Below are 13678 nucleotides of genomic sequence, written 5' to 3' on the forward strand. Positions count from 1 at the left end.
AAAACCTCTGCAAAATTGCGGAGGTTTTTTCGTGCAACATTTCTTATAATTAATTAACGTAAGGTTCATAGTTTATTTGGTTCATCATAATTAACACAGGATGTGTTGATGCATTTAGCATAATTGACTCGGAGTCATATGAAGAAAATAAAAACGATAGACTTAGATATTCCAGACGATATGGAGTCAGGTTGGCAGAACATTGTTGACCTCTTGGCTCAAATCACTCAAGTGCCCGCCGCACTTATCATGCGTGTTCACGCCAACTATATTGAAGTTTTCTCAACCAGCCGTAGTGAAAATAACCCTTACAACAAAGGTGACTCTGAAACCTTAGGTAATGGGCTTTACTGTGAAACGGTGATGGAGTCTCAACAACAACTTGTTGTACCCAATGCCCTCGCCGATCCTGACTGGGAAAACAATCCAGATATCAAGCTCGGCTTAGTCTCTTACTGTGGTATTCCGCTGCTTTGGCCGAATGGCGAATTATTTGGCACCATCTGCATTTTAGATTCAAAAGAAAACCACTACACTCCCACCTATATCAAGCTTTTACAGAGCTTTCGCACCTCGATAGAGTCCCAGCTTAAAACCCTGTTTCAGCATGCTAAGCTCACTCAAATGAATAGAGACTTGAAAAACCGTGTTTACACTCGGACTAAAGACCTTGCGAGTCTTAATTATTCATTAAATCAAGAGATTGATAAGCGAAAAGCAGCAGAGCAAAAGATCAATTTCCAAAAGAATCACGATCTCGGTACAGGCTTTTTAAACCGAACCGCATTTGAATCTCGCTTGAACCACAAGCTACTGTCACAAAGAAGGCTAACAGACAGCTCATTTGCAGTCGTTCATATTGGTTTTACCAACGGCAGACGCATACAAGCTCGATACGGCTATAGTGCGTTAGACCAAGTACTTGTTGAATACCGAAAACGCATCGACAGTATCTCTGATATAGAAGTGTTAACAGCACGCCCTACTTCAGTTGACCTCGTGTTGGCGTTTAGCGTTAAAGATTTAGACCATCGCCTAGAAGAACTTTGCCAGACGCTAGTTAAAGTTGGCCATTCAGAATTTGATATCGAAAGTGACAAAGTGCATTTGCACGCCTTTATTGGGATTGCAGTTACGAACGACGAAGATGATGCGGAACGCATTCTGCAAAAATCTTCTGAAGCGATGTTAGCCTGTAAAGATTCAGGACAAAAGTTCGCTTACTACTCTCAATCTCATACCGAAGAACAAACCCATATTAATAAGATCGAAGGCTATTTGCTTCAAGCCGTTCGCAATGATGACCTTATGCTCTACTTTCAACCCAAGGTATGCCCGCTGACGCATCGCTGGGTTGGTGCAGAAGCTTTGCTCCGTTGGCGACATCCTGTTTTGGGTGACATTTCTAACGAAACCTTGATACATATGGCTGAGCAAAACGGTTTGATTTTCGAAGTGGGTAGCTTTGTTCTTCGCAATGCGATTGAAAAAGCCAAAGAGTGGTCTGAATACGTTGACGATTTCAAAATGGCCGTGAATGTGTCTGCGATTCAACTTAAGAACGTGCACTTTGCGGAACAAGTGGTTCACCTACTCGAAACCTACCATCTAGAACCTCGTTGCTTAGAACTTGAAGTCACGGAGAGCGGCCTGATTGCAGATGAAGTGGTTGCCAAGAATACCTTAGAATCTCTGCATGATATTGGCGTTACATTGTCATTGGATGACTTTGGCACGGGCTACGCTTCTTTCAGTTACCTCAAGAAATTCCCATTTGATACCATTAAGATTGATAAGAGCTTTGTCGACCAAATGCTCAACTCACACGAAGACTCGGAAATTGTTCGTTCTATTGTTCAAATTGCGAAAAAGCTCGACCTAAAAGTCACGATTGAAGGCATAGAATCTGAGGTTCAGGAGCAATTTATTATTAATGAAGGCTGCGATGTGGGCCAAGGCTACCTTTACGGAAGGCCAATGCCGAGCCAAGAATTCGAACACAGCTTAATCAATCAAAACTATTTGGGGACAACTCGCTACGCTTAACGCGGAAAAGAGCAGTTAGTTTTGGATTTAGGCCTACTTTCTCTTTACTCTAAAGGTGGTGATTTTTATAATCGCCGCCTTTCTGTTTTTATCTTTCCCCTTATATAGGCATTTCTCGTTATGGATCAGTTGACTGCAAAGCTTAAAAAGCTCGAAAAACAAAACTACCGTGCATATCAACAAATTAAAGGTCAATACGACTTTGCTGATTTTGAATTACACATCGACCACATTCAAGGTGACCCATACGCGTCAGCTTCTCGTTTTCGTGCAACGCGCGCGTGGTCTTTGACCGGGTTAGATTGGCTGAAAGAAAAATCTTATGAATACCAAGTAGCCGCTCGTGACTTTATTGCACGTAGCTTCTCTGAGTTCGCGAAACAAGAATCGACCGTGTCTATCGCCCTGACGGGCCAAACAGTATTAGACAATACGGCCGTTGTTTTCACAGAACACGGTATCGAAATTCGTTTCCGTATCAACCTACCTGCTGATGGCCGTAGCATTCTTGCTAAGAAAGCGAACAACATCATCACTTTCTACTTACCGAAGTTTATTCGTCGCGCAACGCTTGAGCGTGAGTTGAACATCGATGCAATGATTAAGCACTGTGAAACGATTGAAGACCAAGAAGCACTGCGTGCTCAATTGGACGAAAATAACCTAGCGGCGTTCGTTGCAAACGGCAGTGTACTACCGCGTATCGCGGGTAACTGTGACCTGCCGATGAAAGACGCGGTGCCTTTCGCAGCTCCAGAGTCGTTGAGCGTTACATTAAACACACCAAACCAAGGTGACGTGACTGGCCTAGGTATTCCAAAAGGCATTACGCTAATCGTTGGTGGTGGTTTTCATGGTAAATCGACTCTGTTGAACGCCGTTGAACGTTCTATCTACAACCATATTCCTGGTGACGGTCGTGAAGGCATCGTAACTGCGATTGATACGATGAAGATCCGTGCTGAAGATGGTCGATGTGTGCACAGCTTGAACCTGTCAAACTACATCAACCATTTACCTATGCAGAAGGACACGTCTGATTTCAGTACACAAGATGCATCTGGCTCTACGTCTCAAGCGGCTTGGTTACAAGAATCAATTGAAGCCGGTGTTCAAACTCTACTTATCGATGAAGATACGTCAGCGACTAACTTCATGATTCGTGATGAGCGTATGCAAGCGCTAGTGTCAAAAGGCGATGAGCCAATCACGCCACTTGTCGACCGCATTGGCCAACTTCGTGAAGAGATGGACATCTCTACCATTGTTGTAATGGGTGGCTCTGGTGATTACCTGGATGTGGCGAACACTGTGATTCAAATGCACGACTACCAAGCGGTAGATGTGACGGAAAAAGCAAAAGACGTTATTGCTCAGCACCCTACTCAGCGTACTAATGAATGCGAGACGGCTTTAGAAACGTTTGTGCCGCGTTCATTGAACCGTGCTTCACTCATGAACATTCTTACTGACGGTAAGTTCCGTGTTAATGCGAAAGGCAAAGAGTCACTGCGTTTTGGTAAAGAGTTCGCAGACCTTTCTGCGCTTGAGCAATTAGAATCGCCGTCTGAAGTAAACGCGATCGGTTGGGCTTGGTTCCAATTTGCACAAACTCCAGGTTGGTCAAACAACCCAGCGAAAGAGTTCAACGCTATTTTGGAAAACGAATGGCACGCTAACATGCCTAACTACGGTGATTTAGCGAAACCAAGAACATTAGATGTGATGGCCGCTCTTAACCGTATGCGTAAATCTCAGTTCAAGCCTTCGAATTGATTTCGTTAATTATAGGATTGATAGTGCTTCTAAGCTTTTGAAGTTCCAAGCTTCCAATTTACTAAGCTTCTAAATCACTAGCTACTAAGTCAGCAAATTAACGGTCTACGGCTCTCATTCTGAGGGCCGTAAATCTTTCTAACCTCTATTTGCCCAACTTGTAGTGTTATCAAAACTCTTCAACTCTAAAGATTCACAAAACCAATCTTTACATCAATTACTTATCAACTTTTGTAATAAGAAAATTAAAGGCGCTGTTTACCGCCATCTAATGCTGTCGTTCCCTAAAATCATGACACAGCTTTTACAAAACCCTAGTGATATTCAGATAAAGTCCCGACTCGACAAGTGTAACCAAATGTAACAAACCCTTGAGGCTTCAATGAATCATAAACGCGTTAAGATGCGTGACCATAAAATCGAAGTGAACCTATTCAAAAACCGCGTAATCGTCGCATTTTGTGGGATCTTGATGTTCACTCTTGTCTTAGTCGGCAACCTATACCGACTTCAAGTTGAAAATTTTAAAAGCTATCAAACTCGTGCCGATGGCAACAGGATCAAAGTGTTGCCTATCGCCCCTACTCGTGGGCTGATTTACGACCGTAACGGCGTATTGCTTGCAGAGAACAAACTTGTCTTTGATCTGACTATGATTCCAGAGCAAACCGATGATGTCGATGCAATGCTCGCCAAGCTAGACAAATACGTCCCACGTGATGCCGAGCAGATCGCCCGTTTCAAAAAACGTTATCACAACACCCGCCGTTTTAAATCAGTGACCATTCTAGAGAACTTAACGGAAGAAGAGATTGCGAAGTTCTCTGTTCATCAGTACCAGTTCCCCGGGTTATCTATCGATACCAGCTTAAAGCGTTTTTACCCGAATGGTGAGGTTCTTACCCACGTTCTTGGTTACGTGGCGCATATCAACGATAGCGATCTAAGAAAACTTGAAGAACAAGGGATAGATGCGAATTATCAAGCTACAACAATTATAGGTAAACTCGGCGTTGAGCGTTATTACGAAGATATCCTACATGGAACCAAGGGCTATCAGGAAGTAGAAGTAAATAGCCGCGGACGAGTTGTTCGAACGATTGAATACGTGCCGCCAGTAGCCGGCAAAGATATCGTGCTAAATATCGACCTTGAACTGCAAAAATACGTTTTTGAGCAACTTGACCATAGAACTGGCAGCGCAGTTATTCTCGATCCAAAAGACAACAGCGTGTTAGCGATGGCATCAAGCCCGAGTTACGACCCTAACCTTTTTGTCGACGGCATTTCGAGTAAGAACTATCAACGCTTATTGAATGACCCTGCTCACCCGTTGGTAAACCGTACGACTCTAGGTGTTTATCCTCCTGCATCAACTGTTAAACCATTTATGGCTGTGGCAGGACTGCAAGAGCATGTTATCTCTGAAGATACAATTCGTAACGACCATGGGGTATGGAGAATTCCCGGTTCAAAACGAAACTCCAAATCGTGGCGTGACTGGAAACGTTGGGGGCACGGGCCTGTTGATGTCACCCAAGCGATTGAAGAGTCTGTGGATTCATTCTTTTATCAAACCGCTTTTGATTTGGGTATTGACCGAATCTCAAGTTGGATGAACCGATTTGGATTTGGTGAACCGACAGGTATCGACATCTATGAAGAAAGTACCGCCAACATGCCGACTCGAGAATGGAAAATGATGCGTTATCGCACCCCTTGGTATCAGGGCGACACAGTACCGATTGGTATTGGCCAAGGTTATTGGACTTCGACACCGATGCAACTTGCTAAAGCAACTTCAGTATTGGTTAATCATGGTAAGGTGATGCCACCGCATATCTTACGAGCTACCTTAGACCACGGTGAAGATTTCAGTACCCAAAAACTTGTCGAACCGGAGCCAATGCCCTCAATCACTGAAGTACCGGATAGAATTTGGGATGTGCCCATCAACGCGATGCGACTCGTGAACCACGGAAGTCGAGGCAGCGGCAGGCGTGCATTTAAGGGAACTAAATACACGAGCGGCGGTAAATCAGGAACTGCACAAGTGTTTGATCTTGCGAAAGATCAGGTCTACAACTCGAAGAAACTCGCTAGGCATCTACTTGACCACGCGCTTTACACAGCTTTCGCACCTTATGAACACCCTGAATATGTCGCGACTGTGGTCATTGAACACGGTAACGGCGGCTCGAAAGTCGGCGCACCTTATATCCGTAAAGTACTCGACTATGCCTTTGAGCATAAAAGTGGTGAGAGTAAAGATCACTCCTAGCACCAACAACTTAAGTCGCTACAACACATAACGTAGTTACCCAAAACATAACGTAATTACGACAAAGCCCCACTTGTGTCACTCACAATATGGGGCTTTATATTTTAGGGTTCCACCCAGCTAGGCAGTTAAAAGTGACTGTCGATTATGAGCTTCGTAATACATGCCATGCTTCACAGAGCGTCTGAAATTTTGCGGTGTTGCCCTCATCTCGGTCTGGATGCCATCTCAACGCCAGTTGTCGCCAACGTTTTCTAATCTCATGATGAGTGGCGTCTATGGGTAGCTCAAACAGGTTCAACGCTCGGCTTCGATCCATATCGAGCTCATCACCACCAACAAACTTCCGGTACCGAGTCCAAAATTCGTTCAACAGCCTTTTAACTTCACCTTCATCCGCTTCATAGTTAACCCAATTAATGTAGTAGTCTCGAAGTGGATCTTGATGATCGATGCTGTGACTGCTTCCGTGATAACGACCATTCATCCATTCGATGTCCATCGCTTGGACTTGGAGCCAACCATCAGGGTGTAAGGTTTCTTGAAGCTGATAAAGCGCATTCATGATAAGGAAGTTCTTCTTAAACAACTCTTTCTCAGGCACTGCATCTAACACTGGCACAAACCCAAGGTCGTTCAGATGAGCCGCCAATGTGTGTACTTTCCATCCGCTTGGCTTTTGCTTAAGCACTTCCATTATCGGCCAAAGCAATGGGTTCTCCATATGGCAATGAAAGTTTGCTCTCACATCTTGATGATTCGACATAGTTGACTCAGTTAGCTTCTCTGAATTAATGGATTTATAAGTAACCTGTTTCGCATCCGTTACGTATCTTCTTTAATTGAAAGCGATTTTCTACGATTTGTCGAGCTTAAGGACAAACAACTTTCTATCGCTTGGCTTAAAGACACTTTTTACCGTCAAGACTGAATACCGTTTAGTCGAACGCAACCGTAAGCAATACAGGAGCTATTTTTTGCTATAGATGCAAAAAAGGTCAGCAATTTAGCTGACCTTTCACATCTATCCAGTATTAGGGACTAAGCATTTAACTCATTAGATAACGCCAAGCTCTCTTAGACGTTCCATTAGGTATTCGTTTGCTGTGTACTTTTCAGATAGCACTACTTCTGGTTTCGGGTGAAGGAATAGAGGCAAAGAGATACGAGACTTCTCTTGGCGTTCACCTGATGGGTTGATTACACGGTGAGTTGTCGATGGGAAGTAACCACCTGATGCTTCTTGAAGCATGTCACCGATGTTGATGATCATGTTACCGAAGTCACATGGAACATCTAACCACTCGTCATTTTGTGCTTTAACTTGAAGGCCCGGCTCGTTTGCTGCAGGAAGAACAGTCAGTAAGTTGATGTCTTCGTGTGCCGCAGCGCGGATTGCACCTGGCTCTTCATCACCTTGCATTGGTGGGTAGTGAAGAACACGAAGCAAAGTCTGTTCACTGCCGTTAATCATTTCTGATAACGCAATAGAGAATTTCTCTTGTACTTCTTGAGGAGCATGAGCTTCAACCCAACCTAGCAGCTCCTGAGCAAAAGCATTCGCACGTTGGTAGTAATCTAGAATCTGTTCTTTGAGCTGTTCAGGGATTTGGCCCCAAGGGTATACGTGAAAGTACTCTTTGATGTCTTTTACAGTGTGGCCCTTAGCAACTTCAGATACTGAAGGTGGAAAATATCCATCTTGTGTTTCAACATTAAAGTGGAAGTTCTCTTTCTCTTCAGAGATGAAGAATTGGTACCAGTTTTCGTAAATTGACTCAACAAGCTCTTTCGGGATTGGGTGGTTCTTAAGAACACCAAAACCAGTTTCACGTAGAGAGCGAACAAATTGTTCTGCTGCGTCGTCAGCAAGGTAATCGACAGTTTCCAGTTTCATGACTTTCTTTCTTGTTATGTAGTAATAGAGCGATTTTAAGGATCGCTTTGTTGTAAATCAAACTTTTGTGAAACTCTAGCAACCGTTTGTCTAGATACTGGGCGATAACGCCACTTTTCAACAAATCTGGTGATTAAACCTCAATTGAACACTGTTCATTATTGTGTAACACTATTAAAAACTTCGACGAGAGATCTTGATATGACAATCACGCCACTTGCTCAAAATCGACCATTACTGTCATTGACGACGCTGTATCTGACTGTGTTTCTATTTTCAGCGTTCGCTCCCTCTTCAAGAGCTGTGTGGATTGCCGAAATTGTCCCAGCGCTCGCGATATTGGTGGGTATTTGGTGGTTATCAACAAAGGTCACCTTCACTAAGACAGCCTACGTTTTAATGTTTATCTGGCTGATTTTGCATACGATAGGCGCGAAATATACCTTCGCTGAAGTGCCATTTGATTGGTTTAATAACATGATAGGTTCTGAACGCAATAACTTTGACCGTGTCGCCCATTTCTCTATTGGCCTTTATGCTTACCCACTCGCAGAGTACTTGATTCGTAAAAAACTGGCTCAACCGGTACTGGCGTGTTTCTTTGCGCTATTTGCGATCATGGGTGTTGCTGCAGGTTATGAAATTATCGAGTGGTGGTACGCGGAGATTGCAGGTGGTGATGAAGGTATCGCATTCCTTGGTTCACAAGGTGATATTTGGGATGCGCAGAAAGACATGCTGTGTGATACAACTGGCGCAATTGTCTCGCTAATACTTCTTAAGCTCCAAGGGCGTGTCAAAGTTCATTGATACTAGCTTTTGATTCTGAACTTCAATAACAGTTCTGAAATGCCACACAATGAGTGCGGTGGCATTTTTATTTCATTGTTACCTTGCCACCAACAAACTTGTAGGCTGGCGTACCTCGAACCAAGGTATCTCGCGCAAATTCAATCCCGCATTCAGGGCACACACATGGCTCTGTCGTGAAATCTTCAACGATACGCTCCTTAAAACATTTCACGAGTGCACCTTTGCCACCTTTCCGATACTTAAAAAGTTGCGTTTTACATTTGGCGCAGAAAATCTGAACCGTCTTAGTCGGTTGTTTCTTGTTTGGTTTAGCCATAGAAGTTAATGATTGAACTCTTTATTTCTTATGTTTAGGAGCGACAAGAACCAAGCTTATCCCAAGAAGTATAACGGTTGATGAGACTATAAATTGCATGGTGACAGGTTCAGATAACAGTAATACGCCACCAAGTGTCGCTATAACTGGAACAGAAAGCTGTGCAATAGACGCAACCATCGTATTCAGTTTTTTCACCACGTAATACCACAAACTATAACCGATACCAGAAGCCACTGCGCCCGATATAACCGCGTAAATCAAACCTTGCTCAGTGATAGATACTTGCGGTAACGCATTAGGTATCAAAGAAAATAAGCTTAATGCCAAAAGGATAACTAGCGAGCTGAATCCAAAGTTAGCGGTGGTCGATTGCAGTGCGTTTGACGATTTCTTTCCGGCTAACGTGTAAATGCCCCACCCAACTCCGGCCAGAGACATCAAGATGATAGAAACTAAGTCGGGTGCCTGTGTCGATTCCATTGGCATTAACAAGTAAACAAGCCCTGCCACAGATAACAAACACCCGCCCCACTCAATGAGTGACATTCTGTTACCAGAGAACAAATACGCGGCAATCATTGTAAATTGCACTGCGACAAACAACACCAGAGCACCAAGACCTGCGCCAAGCTCTAAATAAGCAAACGAGAAGCCAAACATATACACGAGCAGTGACAATATGGATGTTAATTGGAACTGTGATTTGAGCTTTGTGTATCCCGATATACCGCTGTTATATGAATCCTGTTTAGGTTTGGAGTTAGATTTAGACTGCGAAGATAACGTTAATAAAATCAGAAGTGTTAGCGCTCCAGACAAGATACGTACAATCGAAAAGCTCAAGGGATCAATCGTTTGATCCATTAAGGCCCAGCGACAAAGCACGGAGTTAGCAGCAAATGCCACCAGCGTAATCAGGGTTACTAAAACGGTTTGCATTGGTCTTTCCTTGTCCTTGCTGAGGTTAGCCGTGTATTAATCAACGTCAGGTTTAACCCATACTTGGCTAAAATCAAACCAACCAAGCGCATTGCACTTCGCGTTTTGTAAGGTACCACATTGGTCTTTGTTTACGCCTAACCAACAATGGAACATCGGAATCAATTGGTTGCTTTGTACCAGTTGCTTACCGAGTTGCCTTGCTGGAAACTGTTCAAATTCACCAGAGCGCCAACGATCAATCATATGGCACCATTGATCAAAATCATCTGCGGGACTGGATTCATCGAGGAAACTATAATCCATAAGCCAACATGCCAGTGCGTCGTCTCTGTTATTCGCAATTCCCATGGGGTTAATCCAAATGTCCACATCATCAGCATGCGGTGGATCGGTTTCGTAACCCAAAAGCTCAACATCAACATTATATTGTTTAAGCACAGTAACAATGGCCTTCGCGAGCGTAGGAAACATTGGGTGCTGGCATTGGTAAGCTAACTTTATTGCAGGCTTACTATCGGCTGGTGGACATTCCGGAACCTTTAACTTGATATCGTACCAACCAGGCTTGATGCCATAAGCATGCAAAACGCCCAAATCAATGACGGTTTCTTTTGGTATATGTACAAAAAGATCGGCAGCATTTAACGCATTTGACAAAAACTCCGCCCAAGCGGGATCTTGCGCTATACCTTTCTTTCTGTTGAGTAATAGATACGTACACCCCGGATCGAGCTCTACTTCATCGCTATCGCCGCGGTCGGCCATTACAGGCTTAGAAAGACTTGGATAAACCATTGATGAATAAGCCTCATCCACTACCCAAACTTCAACGCGATCAATTAACGGTCTGAAACCAAAATATCCGTTGAAAGCCGTTAACACGAGTTGTTTCTCGTCGTTCTTTTCGATGCGGTAAGGCCCTGTTCCAATCGGTCGAATATCGTAGTCTTCACCACGTAAAGTGACCGGTAAAGTGACTTTAGCGACCGATTCCGTTAGTGCGAGCGGAAAATACTTGTCTGGACGTGTGAGGAAAACATCTACAACACAATTTGCAGGTGAAGAGACATCTTTGATATGCGAAAACATGTTGAGAGGTTCAAGGGCAAGAAGTGTATCCACAACATGATTGGTTAACAGAGGTTCCCCGTTATGAAAACGAACACCTGGCCTCAAGAAGAACCGCCATTGATAGTCACTGATCTGCTGCCACGAGTGAGCAAGATCAGGCTGGAGCTGATCGTTTTCATCCAAACGCGTTAAACCACTGAAGACTTGGCAGGCGATGTGTTGCTCTGAACGACGCATAGACTTTGTCGGATTAAGCATGGATAGCGGACGATAATAAGGCAAACGAATGACCTGTTCGCCCTCTTGATATTGCACACCCAAGTAGTTTTGAATGACTTGGGTGAGTTTGGCAGCATTGTGATCAAGCACTGACAGCGCCTGCCCAATTTTGCCTTCCTGTAAGTAGCGTCTCGCTAAGTTCTCGCTGACATCACAGCGATTTTGCTTAAAGATAAGTTGAGATAACTTCCCTCGACCCGCTGCCGGTAACCATTCGACCCATCCTTCTTCCTCAAGCTTGTTGAGTACTATTCGGGCATTACGACGGGTACAACAGAGCACATCCGTGATGTCGTCTAACTGAACATCAGAATCTTTACCATCGAAGTATTCAAACAGGGTTTCAAATTGAACGCGAAGTCTTGGGCTGCTCATAAAGAGGAAAACTTATTCAAAGGACATTGAATTCAGTTTCCCTATTTTACGGCGTAAAAGCAATATTACTGACACAATTTTATTATGGATTATTGAGTATGACATCCTAAGACGTTACTCAATCTGAAGGGCTAAGTGCTTTTACAGCATAGGATTACATCACATCGCAGCCAATTTCATTAGCGATTTCACGAAGCTGCTGTTCGTCGTCTAATTTTATCGACCATTTACACTCAGAGCCATTGGCTGAAATGACATTTGCCCCTTTTCCGATCAGTTGAATGGCATCAACTTGAGCTTGTAGCGTGACTCTATGCTCACCATCTAAACGAACAACCAGCTCATGTGCCGTTGCGATGACTTTTCCACTTTTAAACGTTATGACCATGGGATTCTCGGGCTACTTCTTTAAATACTAATAACTTCTTCTAAATACAAAAACTGATGACTTTAAGTCTATTATCGCTTGTGTTTCTTTACAGCGATGGTTAAGCGGCTGGTGCAAACTAAACGTTGACGTTCATCTGTGATATTGATCTGCCATACTTGTGTCGATACACCAAGGTGAATGGGCTCAGCAGTACCGATGACGTTGCCTTCGCGCATTGATCTTACGTGGTTAGCATTGATATCGAGTCCAACGCAATAGTAGCCTTCTGGAACGCAGAAATTTGCAGCCAATGAGCCAAGTGTTTCTGCCAGCACAACTGATGCGCCTCCATGAAGCATGCCAAGTGGTTGATGTGTAAAATGACAAACCGGCATGGTTGCGACCAAGGAGTTATCGTTTACTTCGGTGTAAACAATGTTGAGGTGTTCAATTAAGGTATTTTTTGAGGTCGCGTTGAAGGTATCTAGGTCAACGGGCTTTTTCCAAATACTCATATAGGTTCCTTAATTATTGATCTTGTTATCGCGTGCATAGCTTTTTTCTATATTACCGCTGTTAGTTATCTTACAGCCCTTAGCTATTACGCAAGTTGATGTTAACATGCATAAAAACCGAATACACAGAGGATATTGTATGACGTCATGGATGAAGTTTGCCTCGCTTCTCACACTTGCAGGCCTAACCGCATGTAGCGCTTCTCCGACAGGCAGAAACCAATTGCTGCTTTTTTCAGATAAAGACATGTCTCAGCTCGGAGCACAATCTTTTGAACAAATGAAGAAAGAACAACCCATCAGTAAAGATGCCAACACTAACGCTTATGTACAGTGCGTAGCGAACAGTATTACTCAACACATTCCTAAGCAAGGTTTTAGTGAATGGGAAGTGGTGGTTTTTGATAGCGACCAAGTGAATGCATTCGCCCTACCTGGCGGAAAAATCGGTGTATACACAGGCTTACTTAAGGTTGCAGTTAATCAGGACCAACTCGCGACGGTTATCGGTCACGAAGTGGCACACGTTCTAGCGGACCACAGTAATGAGCGCCTTTCTCAGTCTCAAATCGCTAATACTGGCTTATCTATTACTAACGTCGCGCTAGGTGCATCAGAGTACAAGCAGTATCAAGGTATGACGATGGCCGCGTTAGGTTTAGGCGTTCAATATGGCGTTATTCTGCCGTATGGGCGAACTCAAGAGTCTGAAGCCGATGTTGTTGGCTTAGAGTATATGGCTCAAGCTGGGTTCGATCCAAACCAAAGTGTCAACTTGTGGCAAAACATGGCGAAAGCATCAGGTGGAAATCAGCCGCCAGAATTGCTTTCTACGCACCCTTCCCACAGTACGCGTATTAAAGATCTTCAAGCAACGATAAAGACGCTTCCTCAATCGGGTTCACTAAGACCAAATTGCAAAGCATAGTCTAAGTTAGAATCGCTTAGTTGGTGTATCTACAAAAATGCCCTATCCATATTGGTTAGGGCATTT

At 43.8% G+C, this 13678-nt stretch carries 12 protein-coding genes; 5 read left to right on the forward strand and 7 right to left on the reverse strand.

What is annotated here, in order from left to right; all coding sequences use genetic code 11:
• Positions 1–138 precede the first annotated feature (138 nt).
• From CWO27_RS14710 to mrdA, 3 genes are all read left to right on the forward strand, one after another.
• Positions 139–2046: a bifunctional diguanylate cyclase/phosphodiesterase gene (locus CWO27_RS14710; protein WP_102432523.1), complete on the forward strand. Its 1908-nt coding sequence runs from the start codon at positions 139–141 to the stop codon at positions 2044–2046.
• Positions 2047–2166: 120 nt separating this feature from the next.
• Entirely contained in the window at positions 2167–3822 is a 1656-nt protein-coding gene (locus tag CWO27_RS14715) for an ABC-ATPase domain-containing protein (protein WP_048660185.1), read from the forward strand.
• A 382-nt stretch (positions 3823–4204) separates the two neighbouring features.
• On the forward strand, positions 4205–6103 hold the full coding sequence (gene mrdA, locus CWO27_RS14720) for a penicillin-binding protein 2 (protein WP_019826612.1): 1899 nt from the start codon (positions 4205–4207) through the stop codon (positions 6101–6103).
• Positions 6104–6248: 145 nt separating this feature from the next.
• Here mrdA and CWO27_RS14725 read toward each other — a convergent pair whose 3' ends face one another.
• Both CWO27_RS14725 and CWO27_RS14730 read right to left on the reverse strand, forming a co-directional pair.
• Positions 6249–6869: a DNA-J related domain-containing protein gene (locus CWO27_RS14725; RefSeq protein WP_107899150.1), complete on the reverse strand. Its 621-nt coding sequence runs from the start codon at positions 6867–6869 to the stop codon at positions 6249–6251.
• A 291-nt stretch (positions 6870–7160) separates the two neighbouring features.
• Positions 7161–8000, reverse strand: coding sequence for an isopenicillin N synthase family dioxygenase (locus CWO27_RS14730; RefSeq protein WP_009845327.1), 840 nt, complete (start codon positions 7998–8000; stop codon positions 7161–7163).
• A 201-nt stretch (positions 8001–8201) separates the two neighbouring features.
• Here CWO27_RS14730 and CWO27_RS14735 point away from each other — a divergent pair, with 201 nt between their 5' ends.
• A complete protein-coding gene (locus CWO27_RS14735) occupies positions 8202–8810 on the forward strand; it encodes a DUF2238 domain-containing protein (protein WP_048660188.1) in 609 nt (202 codons plus the stop codon).
• 67 nt (positions 8811–8877) lie between these two features.
• Here the strand turns inward: CWO27_RS14735 and CWO27_RS14740 are convergent, their stop codons facing one another.
• From CWO27_RS14740 to CWO27_RS14760, 5 genes are all read right to left on the reverse strand, one after another.
• The gene (locus CWO27_RS14740) at positions 8878–9129 is read right to left on the reverse strand and encodes a hypothetical protein (RefSeq protein WP_017067298.1); all 252 of its coding nucleotides are present in this window, start codon (positions 9127–9129) and stop codon (positions 8878–8880) included.
• A gap of 21 nt (positions 9130–9150) precedes the next feature.
• Positions 9151–10071, reverse strand: coding sequence for a DMT family transporter (locus CWO27_RS14745; protein ID WP_107899151.1), 921 nt, complete (start codon positions 10069–10071; stop codon positions 9151–9153).
• Between the two features lie 36 nt (positions 10072–10107).
• A complete protein-coding gene (locus tag CWO27_RS14750; RefSeq protein ID WP_107899152.1) occupies positions 10108–11799 on the reverse strand; it encodes an SgrR family transcriptional regulator in 1692 nt (563 codons plus the stop codon).
• A gap of 154 nt (positions 11800–11953) precedes the next feature.
• A complete protein-coding gene (locus tag CWO27_RS14755) occupies positions 11954–12187 on the reverse strand; it encodes a DUF3389 domain-containing protein (RefSeq protein WP_017064605.1) in 234 nt (77 codons plus the stop codon).
• Between the two features lie 71 nt (positions 12188–12258).
• Complete coding sequence (locus CWO27_RS14760) at positions 12259–12684, reverse strand: hotdog fold thioesterase (protein WP_048660192.1); 426 nt, start codon at positions 12682–12684, stop codon at positions 12259–12261.
• 139 nt (positions 12685–12823) lie between these two features.
• On the opposite strand from CWO27_RS14760, the gene CWO27_RS14765 reads away from it, so the two are divergent.
• Positions 12824–13612, forward strand: coding sequence for a M48 family metallopeptidase (locus tag CWO27_RS14765; protein ID WP_048661995.1), 789 nt, complete (start codon positions 12824–12826; stop codon positions 13610–13612).
• Positions 13613–13678: the final 66 nt, after the last annotated feature.

The sequence above is a fragment of the Vibrio sp. 10N.286.51.C3 genome (assembly GCF_003050065.1).
In the GTDB taxonomy this organism is placed as follows: Bacteria; Pseudomonadota; Gammaproteobacteria; order Enterobacterales; family Vibrionaceae; genus Vibrio; species Vibrio crassostreae.